This is a genomic window from Methylobacterium sp. 37f, from assembly GCF_023093475.1.
Lineage (GTDB): Bacteria > Pseudomonadota > Alphaproteobacteria > Rhizobiales > Beijerinckiaceae > Methylobacterium.
Genome location: NZ_JAGHKN010000004.1, coordinates 204,798 through 219,652, shown reverse-complemented (window position 1 = coordinate 219,652; position 14,855 = coordinate 204,798). Strand labels below are relative to the sequence as shown.

Sequence of the window (14,855 nt, the reverse complement as noted above, 5' to 3'; positions counted from 1 at the left end):
GGCCGGGGGGATGGGCGGGCCGGCCCGATCGTCATCGAGCCAGAACGCTCGCCCCGGCTGTTGGTGCCTTCCGCGCGCCGGCGCCATCGGGGCAGCCGCATGCCAGCCTCGCGGACGGATGGGCGCGCTCGCGCCACAATCGTCGCGAAGCGTGCCTCGACCTTTTCGCGTTACCGGCGGGAAGGTGTGGAATGGGGTCGCCGGACATCGATTTCATCGGCCCGATGCGAGAGGTAAGGCCGCCAGCCCATGCCCGAGACCCGTCGCCGCATCGTTCAGCTCGCGCTCCTGGCCGGTCTCGTCCCGATCCGGACGGCTTTGGCCGGATCGCGCCGCTCCTTGGCGGACGAGGCCGACGCGCTGGTGCGGCCGTATGCGCGCGCGGGCTTGTTCTCCGGCGCCGTCATCGTGGCCCGGGACGGTGTCGTGCTGTTCCGGCAGGCGTACGGCGCCGCGAATCGCGAGTGGGACGTCGCCAACACGCCCGACACCCGTTTCCGCATCGCGTCCCTGAGCAAGCAGTTCACGGCCGCGGCGATCCTGAAGCTGCAGGAGGCGGGGCAGATCGGCCTCGACGATCCGGTCTCCCGCCATATGCCGGGCCTGCCGGCGGGCTGGGCGCCGATCACCGTGCGGATGCTGCTCGATCACCGCTCGGGCTTGCCCAACGTGACGGCGCTCGCCGATTACGACAGTACGATCGCCCGCGTGGCGCGCCAGCCAATGGAGGTGGTCGGCCGGCTGTTCGGCGAGGCGCTGCTGTTTCCGGCGGGCTCGGCACAGGAATACAGCAACACCGGATACATCCTCCTCGGCGCCGTGATCGAGCGCCTGACCGGCGAATCGTTCGCGGAGGCGCTGCACGGCCTCGTCCTCGGCCCCGCCGGACTGTCACGGACGGGCGACGCCGATCCCGAACGGATCGTTCCTCGCCGGGCCGTCGGCTATCATCGCGTGGCCGGGCAGTGGCGAAACGCGACGCCCGTCACGGCCGCAGCGGCGCTCGGCGCCGGGGGCCTGGTCTCGACGGTCGACGACCTCGTGGCGTGGGATCGGGCTCTGCTCGGGGGCCGCGTCCTCGGACCCGCCGCGATGGCGGAGCTGGTCAAGGACGAGGGGTACGGCTACGGGCTCGGCCTGTATCTCGGGCAAGCCTATGGGGCGCGGCTCTGGTCGCATGGCGGGTTTCTGCACGGCTTCTCGGCGATCAAGGACACCTATCCGGATCGCGGCCTGACGATCGTGGTGCTCGGAAACACCGAGACGACACCGGCCCAGACGCTGTCGCGACGCCTCGGGGCGCTCGTTCTGGAGCAATCCGAGGCGACCGGGATCGTGGTGCCGCCGAACGTGCTCGACCGCTACGCCGGATCGTATCGCACCGGCCCGCGGTCCATCCTCCGGCTGACGCGTGCGGGCGACGGACTGGTGGCGCAGGGGACCGATCTGCCCCGGCTGGTTCTGGCTCCCGAGAGCGACCGGGTGTTCGTGGGCGGGGACGGGACCCGCATCGCCCTCGACATTGAGCCCGACGGGCGGGCGACCGGCCTTCTGCTCGACGCACCGGGCCAAACCCGGGCCGGGCCGCTCATCGATTCCCGCACGGCCCGCCGGATCTCGACGCGGCGTCTCGCCCGGGCGATCCAACCCTGAGCGACCCACCCTCCGGGTCGCCAACCCGTCGAAACCGGACTAGCATCCGGATGCCGGCCGGGACGCCATCCCGGACACGGGTGCGTTCCAGCCTGCGGGCTCCGCCGCGCGGTCGATCTGTTGGCCAAAAGTCCATCTTGATTTGACGCGCCGCCTGGCCTTGGCTGCGGTTCATAAAAACAAACCAGGAGGATACGCGATGAACAAGCCGGAATTTCTGAATCAGGGCACCAAGTCCCCGTTCTCGGCCCGGTACGAGAACTTCATCGGCGGCCAGTGGGTCTCGCCCGTCGCCGGCCGCTACTTCGAGAACACCTCGCCGATCACCGGCCGGGTGATCTGCGAGGTCGCCCGCTCGGATGCCGCCGACGTCGACAAGGCGCTGGATGCCGCCCATGCCGCCAAGGAGGCCTGGGGCCGCACCGCGCCGGGCGAGCGCGCCCGAATCCTGAACAAGATCGCCGACCGGATGGAGGACAATCTCGACCTCATCGCGCTGGCCGAGACCTGGGACAACGGCAAGCCGATCCGCGAAACGACCCACGCCGACATCCCGCTGGCCATCGACCACTTCCGCTACTTCGCCGGCTGCGTCCGCGCGCAGGAAGGCTCGATCTCCGAGATCGACCACGACACCGTCGCTTATCACTTCCACGAGCCGCTGGGCGTCGTCGGGCAGATCATCCCGTGGAACTTCCCCATCCTGATGGCGGTGTGGAAGCTGGCGCCGGCGCTCGCGGCCGGCAACTGCGTCGTGCTGAAGCCGGCCGAGCAGACGCCCGCCTCGATCCTCGTGGTGGCCGAGCTCATCGCCGATCTGCTGCCGCCGGGCGTGCTCAACATCGTCAACGGCTTCGGCCTCGAATGCGGCAAGCCGCTGGCCTCGTCGCCACGTATCGCCAAGATCGCCTTCACGGGCGAGACGACGACGGGCCGGCTGATCATGCAGTACGCCTCCCAGAACCTGATCCCGGTGACGCTGGAACTCGGCGGCAAGTCGCCGAACATCTTTTTCTCGGACGTCGCCAACGAGGATGACGACTTCTTCGACAAGGCGCTCGAAGGATTCACGATGTTCGCCCTCAACCAGGGCGAGGTCTGCACCTGCCCGAGCCGCGCGCTCGTGCACGAGTCGATCTACGACCGCTTCATGGAGCGGGCGATCAAGCGTGTCGAGGCGATCACGCAGGGCTCACCCCTCGACCCCGCCACGATGATCGGCGCCCAGGCCTCGTCCGAGCAATTGGAGAAGATCCTCAGCTACGTCGATATCGGCCGGCAGGAGGGAGCCGAGTGCCTGACCGGGGGCGAGCGCAACGTGAAGGACGGTGAGTTCGCGGAAGGCTACTACATGAAGCCGACGGTGTTCCGCGGCCACAACAAGATGCGGATCTTCCAGGAAGAGATCTTCGGCCCGGTGCTCTCGGTGACGACCTTCAAGGACGACGCCGACGCGCTCTCGATCGCCAACGATACCCTCTACGGCCTCGGCGCCGGCGTCTGGACCCGTGACGGAACCCGTGCCTACCGCTTCGGCCGCGCCATCCAGGCCGGCCGCGTCTGGACGAACTGCTACCACGCCTATCCGGCCCACGCGGCCTTCGGCGGCTACAAGCAGTCCGGCATCGGCCGCGAGAACCATAAGATGATGCTCGACCACTACCAGCAGACGAAGAACATGCTGGTCAGCTACTCGGCCAAGAAGCTCGGCTTCTTCTGAGACCGGCGAACCGTTCGGGACCCGAATGAGACTTGCCCCGGCCGGCAACGGCCGGGGCTTTTTCGTTCCCGTGCTCGTCCCCTGCCCTATCTGTCCGGACAGACCTGTTCACGGAGACCCCGCGATGACCGCGACCGCATCCCACGATCCGAATTCCGCCGACCAGGCCGGCGCGGACGGTACGCCCCTGCGCGTCACCGCAACACCGGCGGCGGTCGCGCTGATCGAGGAATTGCGGGCCGACCATGGGCCGGTGATGTTCCACCAATCGGGCGGGTGCTGCGATGGCTCGTCGCCGATGTGCTACCCGGTGGGCGATTTCCTGACCGGCGACAGCGACGTCCATCTCGGCACGGTGGCGGGGGCGGATTTCTGGATCAGCCGGCCCCAGTTCGCGGTCTGGAAGCACACGCACCTCATCCTTGATGTGGTGCCGGGGCGCGGCGGCATGTTCTCCCTGGAGAACGGACGCGACAAGCGTTTCCTCATTCGCTCACGGCTGTTCACCGAGGCCGAGAATACGGCTTTAGCGGGCGCCTGTCGGATTTAAGGTCGATCGACGAACGTCGCCTTCCCGGACGAAAGCGGTCCGGGAAGGCATCCGATCAGGCGCGGCTGACGCTGACGGGGGTGATCTCGGAGAGCTTGGTGGCTCCAACCTGGCGCATGATCGTCTCGAACTCGCGCTGCATGATCGCCAGAACGGTGGTGACGCCCGGCTCTCCGAAGGCGGCCAGACCCCAGACGTAGGGCCGGCCGATGCAGACCGCGTTGGCGCCCAGCGCCAGGGCCTTGATCACGTCGGTGCCACGGCGGAAGCCGCCGTCGATCAGGACCGGGACCTTGCCGTTCACCGCCTTGACCACTTCCGGCAACGCGTCGATCGTCGCCTCCAGGCTCTCCTCGGCGCGTCCGCCGTGATTCGATACGATCAGGGCATCGACGCCATAATCGAGGGCCTTCTTGGCATCCTCGTGCGTGACGATGCCCTTGAGGACCAGCTTGCCCTTCACGATGCCGCGCAGGCGCTTGACGTAATCCCAGGTCATGCCGGTGCCGTAGAGGTTCGTCACCTTCGACACGTCGATGCCGTCGAACATCGGCTTGCGGCTGACTTCGTTCTTGAAGCCGGGCGTGTGGCAATCCGAGCAGTTGCGGGTGTCGAGGCGGCGCTCCCGGAACAGCGTCTCGGTGTTACGGCCACCCTGGCGATCCACGGTGAGGACGATGGCGGGGGCACCGGCCTTCTCGGCTCGCTTCACCAGGGCCTCGGTTACGGTCCAGTCGTCGGTCGGGTAAAGCATGTACCAGACGGGCGCGCCGCGCTCCTTGATCACGTCCTCGATCGACGTGCTGCCCACGGTCGACAGGATCATCTGGTGACCCTTGACCTTGGCGCCGCGGGCCACGGCGGATTCCGCCTCCGGATGGAAGGCGGCCTGGCTGCTGACCGGGGCCAGCACGATCGGGCTCGCCCAGGTCTCGTCGAAGATCTTTACGGTTGTGTCGATCTTGCGCACATCGACCAGCCGGCGGGCACGGATGCGGATTCTCTCGAAGCCGTCACGATTTGCCTTGAGCGTCTCGTCGCCGTCGACGCCGCTGGCGAGGTATCCGTAATGCGCCGGCGGGAGCGCCTTCTTGGCGGCCGGCTCGAAGTCGAACACGTTGAGGGCTTGGGTCGGGGAATCGATGATGTCGCCGACATTGCCCGGCGACTGACGCAAGACATCGTAGCTCTGGGCCATGGCGGCATCGGTGCCGAGGGCCGAGAGGCCTGCCAGGGCCGTGACGAGACCGGGCGCGACGACCGGACTTGCAGACAGGAACTCCAAGAACTTGCGGCGGTGAAGCAGTTTTTCAGTCTCGGAACCAGGCTGAATTTGAAACGTCTCGGTCATTCAATGGGCTCACACAGCGATCTCGCGGAGATGCCCTCCTGCACCATCCTTGTTGCGATGCGCAACACAGGCTCTATGCGTTATATGTCAATCTCTCGGCCCGGGATTGCGACGTTATCTTGCAGCTGTAGTCTCTGGAATGATAATAAACCGACGGCAAGACCGCAGGCGTAGATCTCGGCAGTCTAGAGGTCTGCACTCACATTCGTGCTGCATTGCATCAAACGCATCGTGGCCAAGCTTCGACCGGTCGGGTCGCGGCGCCGTCAGGCATCATCCCGATCAGCGGTTTCGCCGGTCGGGCCCCGATACCCCGAGGCGAGGACGTAGAGTTCGCTGGAATCGGCCCGGCTGGCATTCGGCTTGACGTGGCGCACGGTGGCGAAGTCGCGCTTCAGGTCGGCCAGCAGCGTTCCCTCGGTGCCGCCCTGAAACACCTTGGCGAGATACGATCCGCCGGGTGCGAGGATCTCGCGCGCGAACTCGGCGGCCGTTTCGGCAAGCCCGATGATCCGCAGGTGGTCGGTCTGTTTGTGACCGGTGGTGTTGGCCGCCATGTCCGACAGCACCAGATCGGCGCGGCCGCCGAGCAGGTCGGTCAGCAGCGCCGGCGCTTCCGGCGCCAGGAAGTCGAGGGTGATGAATTCGACGCCGACCATCGGCTCGATCTCCAAGAGATCGATGCCGACGATCCGGCCGGTATCCCCGACGATCTTGGCCGCGACCTGCGACCAGCCACCGGGCGCGGCGCCGAGATCGACGATGCGCTGCCCGGGCTTGAGCAGCTTGAAGCGCTCATCGATTTCGATCAGCTTGAAGGCCGCACGCGAGCGATAGCCTTCGCGTCGGGCACGAGCCACGTAGGGATCGTTCAGCTGCCGCTCGAGCCAGCGCTTCTGCGAGGCCGTGCGGCCCCGCCCCGTCTTGACCCGCTGCTTGAGTTCGCCGCGCAAACCCCCGCTGGCACCACGCCTGTCACTCACCGGTAGCTCCCACGGCGCCAGACGCCGTCCTCACGCATCATGTTCATCAGCAAGCCCTCGCGCAGGCCGCGATCGGCGATCCGGAGGCGGTCGGACGGAAAGGCCCGGCGAATGGCCTCCAGGATGGCACAGCCGGCCAGCACGAGATCCGCCCGGTCGCGACCGATGCAGGGATTGTCCGCGCGCTGGTCGAGGCGGGTGTCGAGAAGATCGTCGATGGCATCGCCGACTTCCGCATCACTCATCCAGAGGCCGTCCACGCGCCGACGCTCGTAGCGGGCGAGGCGCAGGTGCATCGCTGCCAACGTGGTCACCGTACCGGAGGTGCCGAGCAGGTGGAAGTGCCGCGCATTCGCCGCCGGCGCCGCCCGGATGGCGAATCGCGCGAGCAGGTCTGCGACCTCCTCGACCATGCCCTCGAAGGTCAGGCGGGTGACGTCGCTGCCACCGTGCCGCTCGGCCAGCGTCACGACCCCGACGGGAAGCGAATCCCAGGCGCGGATGCGCAGGGTGGGGTCGGCAGAGGGGTTGGTGGCTGCCCCGTCGAGCCAGGCGATCTCCGTCGAGCCGCCGCCGATATCGAAGATAACGACCGACTCCGAATAGGGGTCGGCCAGGGCCGCACAGCCCGTCACCGCCAGATAGGCCTCGGTCTGACGGTCGACGATCTCCAGGTCGAGCCCGACTTCACTGCGCACGCGCTCGACGAATTCGGCGCCGTTGACTGCGAGGCGACAGGCTTCTGTGGCGATGATCTTGGCGCGCAGCACGCCGCGCGCTTGCATCTTGGCGCGGCAGACGCGAAGCGCCTCGAGAGTCCGCTCGATCGCCGGCTCGCTCAGCCTGTCGGAGCTGCCGAGCCCCTCGCCAAGGCGCACGATGCGCGAGAACGCATCGATGACGCGAAAGCCGTGCGAGGCCGGCTCGGCGACCAGCAGGCGGCAATTGTTGGTGCCGAGATCAAGGGCCGCGTAGGCGTTGCGGCGCTGCGGGCGACCGGCCGGACCCTGTGCTTCGACGCGGGCCGACTCCACACGGGGAGCCTCGACACGCGCGAGCGGTGCCGGCGACGGCTTCTTCCCGCCATTCGGGCGGGCCGGCAGGGTCGCGGCGCTCTCTTCCCTCATCGGCCGAGCCGAAATCCTCGATCATGGCCCCAGGCGGAGAGCCGGACCAACATTCCGCAAGGACGCTACAGGTCTCCCCGACAAACTGCAAAGCCTCGATAACAAAGGCGCGTGGATGGCGGATGATTCCGGCGGCCCGAACGGAGCGAAGGGAAATCTAACCGAGTTTGCCGGCCGCCGCCATGCGCGGGACGGGGCGCAGCAGGCTCTTCACCTGCGAGAACGGACGCGGGCGGTTGATGACTTCATCGAGGCGCGACCAGAGCGTCTTCGGCGAGAACGGCTTCGCGATGATCTCGTTGACCCCCAGCGAGATCGCCCGATCCACCACGTTCCGGCGTGGCTGGGCGAGCATGAGAATGATCGGCACGGTCGGCGACGGAGAGGTCGTCGGCGTCCGGGCGAGGCGGATGAACTCCTCCCCCGAGAGAATCGCCAGATCCCAGTCGATGATGGTCAGGTCGGGCTTGCTTTCGGCCAGGACGCCGAGGGCCTCGGCTCCGTCCGGCGCCTCGAGCACGCGCTTGATCCCGACGCGCATGAGCATGTCGCGCACGATGCGACGGATGTAGAGGCTTTCGTCGACGACGAGGGCCGAGAGATCCGGGAAGCTCGGTGTGGCGATCATGTGTGAGGGTCGGACCGGTCGGCTGGCGCAGGCGTGCTCCGGCAACAGCTTAGCCGGACCGGCCTTTGCGCTTTGCTAACGCGCGACGATAAATTGCAACGATCGCGCGGGCGTCTGAGAATTGCCCAAACGCGAGGCATTGGCGCCCGCAGCTCGCGGGTGCGCTAAAAAGCTACGCATTTTGCCGCAGGAAAGTTACGGAACCCTGACGAACCGGGGCAGAAGCATCTTGCGATCAAGGCAGCTTTCAGTCAGGACTAAGGCGTTATTCTTGGTCACCGCTGCTGGGAGTAATGATAGTGCGGAGCGTGGGCTGTCTGGGATGGCGCGCACGCGGTTATCGAAACTGATGGTCGGCGGACGGTTTTTGCGAGCTTTCTATGGGACGTGGTCGTGATTTTCGGGGGCCGCAGAAGCGCGGCTTCGATGAGGGTGGAGCCGAGCCGCGTTGGCCGGATCAGGCTCCTCCGAGCGGCGGTGGCTACGGTGGTGGTTTCGGCGGTGGCGGCGGTTTCGACCGTGGCCCGGCCAGGGCTGCCGCAGCTCCCTCGGGGCCGGAGCGCGATGCGACGGTCAAGTGGTTCAACAAGGAGAAGGGCTTCGGTTTCGTCGAGCTGGCTGACGGTTCGGGCGATGCCTTCCTCCACATCCGCGCCGTCGAAGCTGCCGGTCATGCCGATCTCCTGCCCGGCACGCGCCTGACGGTTCACACCGCCCAGGGCCAGAAGGGTCCGCAGGTGACCGACGTCACCAGCGTGGATACCTCGACGGCTGAGGCTGCGCCCATGCGCGACGCGCGTCCGCCCCGCACCGGCGGGTTCGGCGGCGGCGACCGCTTCGGCGGTGGTGGCAGTTACGGCGGCGGCGGCGGTGGTGGCTACGGCGATCGCGCCGGCGGCGGCGATCGTGGCGGTGGCCGCTTCGCCAGCGGCCCGTCGACCGAGATGACCGGCACGGTGAAGTGGTACGATCCGGCCAAGGGCTTCGGCTTCGTCTCCGTCAACGATGGCGGCAAGGACGTGTTCGTGCATCGCTCCGCGCTCTCGCGGGCCGGCCTCGACTCGCTCGCCGAAGGCCAGCAGGTCGTCCTCGGTGTCGTCGAGGGCCAGAAAGGCCGCGAGGCCCAGAGCATCAACGTCGACGATTGATCGTCGTCCCGGGGTCGCGTTGCGGCCACCTTTGAGAGCTTGACTGAAGCGGCGGCCCATCGGGCCGCCGTTTCGCGTTGGGGATACGGCAGGCTGAGGACGAACGGATGCGGATCGCCGTGATGTCGACGGTTACCCTGGTTGCCTTGATCACCGCCGGCTCGGCCGCGGCGGAGGATTTCACCGGATTCTACGCCGGCGTGAACGCGGGCTATGCGTTCGGGGCGGGGGAGCGCGACGCACGGGGCGCTAGGCCGGATGCCGCGAGCGAGGTCGCGGGTGCGACGGCAGGGAATGGCTTGCCACCGAGTGCGATGGAGGCATCCCGAGCGCTTCAGGCACGGAACCGCACACCGCAGCCGGGTTCGGCGAACCCCCTCCCCCGCTGATCGTCGCTATCGGTGAGCGTTCCACGCGCGGACCGTGTCAACGAGAAAGGGCCGCCCTTGTGGGGGCGGCCCTTCCGGTGTTCGGCGCGATCCGCTGGGATCAGCGCGAATAGAACTCGATGACGAGGTTCGGTTCCATCTGGACCGGGTAGGGAACTTCGCCGAGGTTCGGCACGCGGGTCACGCGGGCGGTCATCTTGGAGTGATCCACCTCGATGTAGTCCGGCACGTCGCGCTCGGGAAGCTGCGCCGCCACGACGACGATCTCGAGCTGCTTCGACGAATCCTTGACCTCGATCAGGTCGCCCGGCTTCACCAGGTAGCTGGCGATGTTGACGCGCTGGCCGTTGACCTTGACGTGGCCGTGGTTGACGAACTGGCGCGCCGCGAACGGGGTCGGTACGAACTTCGCACGGTAGACCACGGCGTCGAGGCGGCGCTCGAGCAGGCCGATCAGGTTCTCGCCGGAATCGCCACGCAGGCGGATCGCCTCGGCGTAGTAGCGGCGGAACTGCTTCTCGGTGATGTTGGCGTAGTAGCCCTTGAGCTTCTGCTTGGCGCGCAGCTGCGTGCCGAAGTCGGACATCTTGCCCTTGCGGCGCTGACCATGCTGGCCGGGGCCGTACTCGCGGCGATTGACGGGGCTCTTCGGGCGGCCCCAGATGTTCTGGCCCATGCGGCGATCGAGCTTGTGCTTCGCCTGAATGCGTTTTGACATCGCGGTTCCTCTCGCAATGGAGATCTATCGAGGAACGCGCCCTCCTCTTTCCGCCGTGGCACAGGGCCGATGACGGAACGACAGAGCGGACATTGCCGCCCACGGGTGCGTTAGAACGAGTGTGTACGAAAAGGCTTCGGGGCCCCTCGTCGGAGCCCCGTCACCGGCGCTTCGTTAGAGCAGGAGCGCGGCAAGGTCAATGCCGAGCCGGCTCTTCGCTACCGGCCGTGGCGGCACGGATCGGACCGGAGCGGGTGAGGCGCGGGGGCCGGTACGTCATCGTCAGATGCCGCGGACTTGGGTGCCTGACGTTCGAGGGGTGGCCATCCGCACGCATGCGGCGGTCCGCGTCCTCCCAAGGCGGGAGGTTGCTCCCGGAGGTCAGGACAGTGTCCGCTTGGGTCCAATGGACCACCGAGGCCTCATCGCACCAGCGGACCAGGCTGGGCATCGCGCTGCGATGGGCACCCCCCATCACGTACCGGCGCATGCTCGCCTCATCCGTCCAGGCCGTCATGGTCCAGAAGGTCCAGTCGTGATCCTGTAGCAGGGCACCGGCCTCGAATCCGGTGGCTTGGCGAACCTGATTGCGAGTCCGGATCGCGTGCACGGCAAATCCCGGCAGAAATCTGATCGCGCGGAGGCGCAGGCGGGTGACACTGATGAAGGTCATGATGTTACCGGTCACCCTCATTCGGCCGAGAGCGATGGAGGAGACGCCCGATTGCGCCCACAGCGCGCGTTCGCCGACGAGCGTGGCTTCGTCCTGCTATTGGCGTCCGAGCGGCATCGGCTCGACGGCGATGGAGCCGATGCCGCGCAGCATCAGCGAATGTCGAAGCGGTTGGGTCAGGCCCCCTCCAGCCGTGAAGGCACCCAGCATGGGGGCAGCCGCGGGGGCGGTGTGATCCACCGGTCCGAGCAACTGGGTCACGCGGCGGGCGATGGCCGGTGCGGGATCGATCCACGTCACCGGCCATGGTGCGAGGACCTGGAAGCGTGTGAGCAGCAGGGGGTAGTGCGTACAGGCAAGGCAGACCACATCGGTGCGCCGGCCATCCTCCAGGGTCACGAAGCAGGGAGCGATCTCGCGGGCGAGCTCTAAATCGTCGATGGGCCGTCCGGCCAGTTCGGCCTCGGCATAGCCCGCGAGGTTCGGAGCACCCACCAGGGTCACCGCGCAGGTGGACGCGTAGGTCTCGACGAGATCATGCGTGTAGGCCCGCGCCACCGTACCAGGCGTCGCCAGAAGGGTGACGACACGCGAGCGCGTTGCCTCCGCCGCCGGTTTGATCGGCGGCACGACGCCGACGAACGGTGTGGTGAAATGCTGGCGCAGGGCCGGCAGAACCAGGGTGGATGCGGTGTTGCACGCGACCACCACGAGGTCTGGGCGGTGCACGGCAACCAAACGTTCCATCACGGCGAGCACCCGGTCGACCAGGACGGACTCCGCGAGGCGCCCATAGGGAAAGGCTGCATCGTCGGCCGCATACACATAGCTGGCATCGGGCCGTGCCCGCCGAACCTGATCCAGCACGGACAAGCCGCCGAGCCCGGAATCGAACACCAGGATGGTGGGCGTCGGGACCACGTTCCGGGCCACCGCGCTGGTGGTCGCTCCAGCCATGAGATCGATCCGCATCCGAGTTCGGTCCGACTGTCTCGCTTCAACGGCGAAGTGTCGGCCAGCGACGGTTAAGGGGATGTCACCATGGCCTGAAAAAGGCGACGCGTTCCGTAGGGTGCGGGACCGTTGCCGCGACGAACGGCCCAGCTTTGCGGAGATTGCCGAATCCACCATCGGACATATCTCACCTGACGATAGTGTCAGAGAGGATGTTCGTCATGGCAGCGACGGCAGCGTTTCGCGAGATCCAGGACGTGGCGACGGACCGGGCGGTCTTCCCGCCTCCGTCTCGAAATGCCAAGCCTGTCGATCGCTCGGCCTGGATCGCCGCTTTTCATCATGTCCGCGACGAGACAGAGCGGCGAGCCGGCCCGCTCTCTCCCGAGGACCAGCAGGTCCAGTCGATGGCCGATGCGAGCCCGACGAAATGGCACCGAGCCCATACGACGTGGTTCTTCGAACAGTTCCTGCTGCGCGAGCATCTGCCGGGCTACGCCATCTATGATGAGCGGCTGCATTACCTCTTCAATTCCTACTACGTCGCCGCCGGCCCCCGTCAGCCCCGCATTCTGCGCGGGCTGATCACGCGGCCGACCGCAGACGACGTGGCGGGCTACCGGGCGCATGTGGATCGGGCCGTGGACGCTCTTCTGAGCCAAGCTTCCGCCAGCGCCTTGGATGCGATCCTGCCGGTTCTGGAGATCGGGCTGTACCATGAGCAACAGCACCAGGAGTTGCTGATCACCGACATCCTGCATGCCTTTGCGCAGAACCCCCTCGGACCAGCCTATGACGCCGGGTGGCGCTTCCCCCGACCGGTTGGCGCAGAGGGGCGTTCGGATCTCGCGCGCGGCATCGTCCCGATCGGGCATACGGGTGAGGGCTTCTCGTTCGACAACGAATCGCCGCGCCACGAGGTTCTGATCCAGGGCGGTACCATCGACCGAGCCCTCGTGACGAACGCACAATGGCTCGCCTTCATGGCCGATGGTGGCTACACGCGCCCCGAACTCTGGCTTTCGGATGGCTGGATCGCCGCCCAGGCTGAGGGCTGGGAGGCGCCGGGTTACTGGCGCCGTGACGGCGTCTCGGAGGCCGAAGAGATCAGTGGCCGCGAAGCGTGGGCAAGCATGACCCTGGCCGGCATCCAGCCGATCGACCCAGCTCTCCCGGTGACCCATATCAGCTACTTCGAGGCTGACGCTTATGCCCGATGGGCCGGACGGGATCTGCCGACCGAGTTCGAGTGGGAGGTCGCTGCCCGCGAGGACAAACTTTCGGACGCCTTCGGCCTCGTCTGGCAATGGACCCGCAGCGCCTACACCGCCTATCCGGGCTATCGCCCGGTCGACGGAGCGCTCGGCGAATACAACGGCAAGTTCATGTCGAACCAGTTCGTGCTACGCGGCTCATCGGTCGCCACGGCGCAAGGCCATGCGCGCGTTGAATACCGAAATTTCTTCTACCCGCATCAGCGCTGGCAATTCACGGGCCTGCGCCTGTCCGACACCCGCATCTGACTGCTCCCCTCGACCCGTCGCGTATCCGGAGAGATCCCTTGACCATCAATCCCGTCTTCACGGATGCGACGCCGATCACGGCCCTCGACGCCGAACGGCAATTCCTCGACGATGTCCTCACCGGCCTGTCGGCACCCCAGAAGTTCCTCTCGGCGAAGTACTTCTACGATGCTGCCGGTTCGGACTTGTTCGAGGCGATCACCCGCCAGCCTGAATATTATCCGACGCGAACCGAACTCGGCATCCTCGACGCGCAGGGTTCGGCGATTGCCGCGGCCCTTCCGGAGCGGGCGACGCTCGTAGAATTCGGCAGCGGCTCGACCGTCAAGGTACGGCGCCTCTTGGTGCATCGGCCGGACCTTGCCGGATACGTTCCGGTCGACGTTTCGGAAAGCTTCCTGCGCAGCGAGGCCGAGGCCTTGGCGCAGGATTTCCCCCATCTCGCGATCACCCCCGTCGCCGCCGACTTCACCCGGGCCTTCTCCCTGCCGTCGGGACTCGCGGAGGGACCTGTGGCCGGCTTCTTTCCCGGCTCGACCATCGGTAATTTCGAGCCGCCCCAAGCAGCCCGTCTGCTCGAACACTTCGGACAGGTTCTGGGCTCCGGCGCCACGTTGATCATCGGGGTCGATCTCGTGAAGGACAGGGCGGTCCTCGAAGCGGCCTATGACGACGCGGCGGGAGTAACGGCGGCCTTCAACCGCAATCTTCTTGTCCGCATGAAACAAGAGCTCGGTGCCGATATCGACCGCGATGCCTTCACGCACCGTGCCTTCTTCAATGCGGACGCCTCTCGCATCGAGATGCATCTGGTCAGCCGGACAGCGCAGACGATCCAGATCGCCGATCGGCGCATCTCTTTCGCGGAAGGCGAAACCATCCATACCGAGAACAGCTACAAGTATACGATCGATCGCTTCCGTGCCTTGGCTTATGAGGCCGGCTGGGAGGCGGGGTCTGTCTGGACCGACCCGGCCGCCCTGTTTTCGATTCACGCTCTGAAGCGGCCGTAGGCGTCAGCTGCGTTTCTCCAGCATGGCCTTGACCTGCATCAGCTGATCCCACAGTTGGCCCGGCGAGGTACCGAGAACGTCGAGTCCGGCCGTCACACCCCAGTAGATCCCGACGACGATGACAGGAACGAGGATCCAGCCCAGGATTTCCTCGCCCTGACGCCGGCGCTTGCGACGCAGCCTACGCTGTTCGCGGGCCGTCAGCTTCGGCACGGGCTGGTGGGTCTGCGAAATCGGCGTGAGGGGACCTTCTTGTAAGTCACTCATCCGGGGGGCGCCCTCCTCAATCGTTCTCAGCGATAGGGAGGCGTTTCCGGCCCATCTGTCGTTGCAGCGCCCGCTCTCCGTTCCCGCGCTTGCTAACCACCCGGCGATCTCATGTCGACCGGCGGGTCTGGTTTTCTCAACGTTCAGGACCATTAAAC

General features: G+C 66.6%; 15 protein-coding genes. 7 read left to right on the top strand and 8 right to left on the bottom strand.

Annotated features, from left to right (window positions below):
- Window positions 1–249: 249 nt before the first annotated feature.
- The 3 genes from J7U37_RS04775 to J7U37_RS04765 all read left to right on the top strand — a co-directional run bounded on the left by J7U37_RS04775 (window position 250) and on the right by J7U37_RS04765 (window position 3,923).
- Window positions 250–1,653, top strand: a complete 1,404-nt coding sequence (locus tag J7U37_RS04775) for a serine hydrolase (RefSeq protein WP_247634977.1) — start codon at window positions 250–252, stop codon at window positions 1,651–1,653.
- 199 nt (window positions 1,654–1,852) lie between these two features.
- Window positions 1,853–3,373, top strand: coding sequence for an aldehyde dehydrogenase (gene adh / locus J7U37_RS04770; RefSeq protein WP_056479344.1), 1,521 nt, complete (start codon window positions 1,853–1,855; stop codon window positions 3,371–3,373).
- Window positions 3,374–3,497: 124 nt separating this feature from the next.
- Window positions 3,498–3,923, top strand: coding sequence for a DUF779 domain-containing protein (locus J7U37_RS04765; RefSeq protein ID WP_247634976.1), 426 nt, complete (start codon window positions 3,498–3,500; stop codon window positions 3,921–3,923).
- A 55-nt stretch (window positions 3,924–3,978) separates the two neighbouring features.
- Here the strand turns inward: J7U37_RS04765 and J7U37_RS04760 are convergent, their stop codons facing one another.
- The 4 genes from J7U37_RS04760 to J7U37_RS04745 form a co-directional block, all read right to left on the bottom strand.
- Window positions 3,979–5,274, bottom strand: a complete 1,296-nt coding sequence (locus J7U37_RS04760; RefSeq protein ID WP_247634975.1) for an alpha-hydroxy acid oxidase — start codon at window positions 5,272–5,274, stop codon at window positions 3,979–3,981.
- Between the two features lie 266 nt (window positions 5,275–5,540).
- Entirely contained in the window at window positions 5,541–6,257 is a 717-nt protein-coding gene (locus J7U37_RS04755; protein WP_056189087.1) for an RlmE family RNA methyltransferase, read from the bottom strand.
- The gene (locus tag J7U37_RS04750; protein WP_056189090.1) at window positions 6,254–7,384 is read right to left on the bottom strand and encodes a Ppx/GppA phosphatase family protein; all 1,131 of its coding nucleotides are present in this window, start codon (window positions 7,382–7,384) and stop codon (window positions 6,254–6,256) included. The genes J7U37_RS04755 and J7U37_RS04750 overlap by 4 nt, the downstream gene beginning before the upstream one ends.
- A 157-nt stretch (window positions 7,385–7,541) precedes the next feature.
- Complete coding sequence (locus J7U37_RS04745) at window positions 7,542–8,012, bottom strand: response regulator (RefSeq protein WP_056189093.1); 471 nt, start codon at window positions 8,010–8,012, stop codon at window positions 7,542–7,544.
- A gap of 380 nt (window positions 8,013–8,392) precedes the next feature.
- On the opposite strand from J7U37_RS04745, the gene J7U37_RS25090 reads away from it, so the two are divergent.
- Together J7U37_RS25090 and J7U37_RS04730 are read left to right on the top strand one after the other, a co-directional pair.
- Window positions 8,393–9,160 carry a cold shock domain-containing protein gene (locus J7U37_RS25090; RefSeq protein ID WP_282103625.1) on the top strand — a complete coding sequence of 256 codons (768 nt, stop codon included), beginning with the start codon at window positions 8,393–8,395 and terminating at the stop codon, window positions 9,158–9,160.
- Between the two features lie 107 nt (window positions 9,161–9,267).
- On the top strand, window positions 9,268–9,549 hold the full coding sequence (locus tag J7U37_RS04730; RefSeq protein ID WP_247634974.1) for a hypothetical protein: 282 nt from the start codon (window positions 9,268–9,270) through the stop codon (window positions 9,547–9,549).
- Window positions 9,550–9,649: 100 nt separating this feature from the next.
- Here the strand turns inward: J7U37_RS04730 and rpsD are convergent, their stop codons facing one another.
- The 3 genes from rpsD to murI form a co-directional block, all read right to left on the bottom strand.
- On the bottom strand, window positions 9,650–10,267 hold the full coding sequence (gene rpsD, locus J7U37_RS04725; protein ID WP_056189104.1) for a 30S ribosomal protein S4: 618 nt from the start codon (window positions 10,265–10,267) through the stop codon (window positions 9,650–9,652).
- 196 nt (window positions 10,268–10,463) lie between these two features.
- Window positions 10,464–10,940 (bottom strand): DUF3291 domain-containing protein, encoded by a 477-nt coding sequence (locus tag J7U37_RS04720; RefSeq protein WP_247634973.1) that lies wholly within the window; start codon window positions 10,938–10,940, stop codon window positions 10,464–10,466.
- Window positions 10,941–11,036: 96 nt separating this feature from the next.
- Window positions 11,037–11,912 carry a glutamate racemase gene (gene murI / locus J7U37_RS04715; RefSeq protein WP_247634972.1) on the bottom strand — a complete coding sequence of 292 codons (876 nt, stop codon included), beginning with the start codon at window positions 11,910–11,912 and terminating at the stop codon, window positions 11,037–11,039.
- A 203-nt stretch (window positions 11,913–12,115) separates the two neighbouring features.
- On the opposite strand from murI, the gene egtB reads away from it, so the two are divergent.
- Both egtB and egtD read left to right on the top strand, forming a co-directional pair.
- Entirely contained in the window at window positions 12,116–13,417 is a 1,302-nt protein-coding gene (gene egtB / locus J7U37_RS04710; protein ID WP_247634971.1) for an ergothioneine biosynthesis protein EgtB, read from the top strand.
- Between the two features lie 44 nt (window positions 13,418–13,461).
- On the top strand, window positions 13,462–14,430 hold the full coding sequence (gene egtD, locus J7U37_RS04705) for an L-histidine N(alpha)-methyltransferase (RefSeq protein WP_247634984.1): 969 nt from the start codon (window positions 13,462–13,464) through the stop codon (window positions 14,428–14,430).
- Between the two features lie 3 nt (window positions 14,431–14,433).
- Here the strand turns inward: egtD and J7U37_RS04700 are convergent, their stop codons facing one another.
- Window positions 14,434–14,697 (bottom strand): hypothetical protein, encoded by a 264-nt coding sequence (locus tag J7U37_RS04700; protein ID WP_247634970.1) that lies wholly within the window; start codon window positions 14,695–14,697, stop codon window positions 14,434–14,436.
- Between the last annotated feature and the right edge of the window lie 158 nt (window positions 14,698–14,855).

Excerpts from the sequence above, each read along its gene's own strand:
- J7U37_RS04765 (WP_247634976.1), top strand. The coding sequence starts at position 3,498 with ATGACCGCGACCGCATCCCACGATCCGAATTCCGCCGACCAGGCCGGC.
- J7U37_RS04745 (WP_056189093.1), bottom strand. The coding sequence starts at position 8,012 with ATGATCGCCACACCGAGCTTCCCGGATCTCTCGGCCCTCGTCGTCGAC.
- rpsD (WP_056189104.1), bottom strand. The coding sequence starts at position 10,267 with ATGTCAAAACGCATTCAGGCGAAGCACAAGCTCGATCGCCGCATGGGC.
- J7U37_RS04700 (WP_247634970.1), bottom strand. The coding sequence starts at position 14,697 with ATGAGTGACTTACAAGAAGGTCCCCTCACGCCGATTTCGCAGACCCAC.
- J7U37_RS04720 (WP_247634973.1), bottom strand. The coding sequence starts at position 10,940 with ATGACCTTCATCAGTGTCACCCGCCTGCGCCTCCGCGCGATCAGATTT.
- J7U37_RS04760 (WP_247634975.1), bottom strand. The coding sequence starts at position 5,274 with ATGACCGAGACGTTTCAAATTCAGCCTGGTTCCGAGACTGAAAAACTG.
- J7U37_RS25090 (WP_282103625.1), top strand. The coding sequence starts at position 8,393 with ATGGGACGTGGTCGTGATTTTCGGGGGCCGCAGAAGCGCGGCTTCGAT.
- J7U37_RS04775 (WP_247634977.1), top strand. The coding sequence starts at position 250 with ATGCCCGAGACCCGTCGCCGCATCGTTCAGCTCGCGCTCCTGGCCGGT.
- J7U37_RS04750 (WP_056189090.1), bottom strand. The coding sequence starts at position 7,384 with ATGAGGGAAGAGAGCGCCGCGACCCTGCCGGCCCGCCCGAATGGCGGG.
- egtB (WP_247634971.1), top strand. The coding sequence starts at position 12,116 with ATGGCAGCGACGGCAGCGTTTCGCGAGATCCAGGACGTGGCGACGGAC.
- adh (WP_056479344.1), top strand. The coding sequence starts at position 1,853 with ATGAACAAGCCGGAATTTCTGAATCAGGGCACCAAGTCCCCGTTCTCG.
- murI (WP_247634972.1), bottom strand. The coding sequence starts at position 11,912 with ATGCGGATCGATCTCATGGCTGGAGCGACCACCAGCGCGGTGGCCCGG.
- J7U37_RS04730 (WP_247634974.1), top strand. The coding sequence starts at position 9,268 with ATGCGGATCGCCGTGATGTCGACGGTTACCCTGGTTGCCTTGATCACC.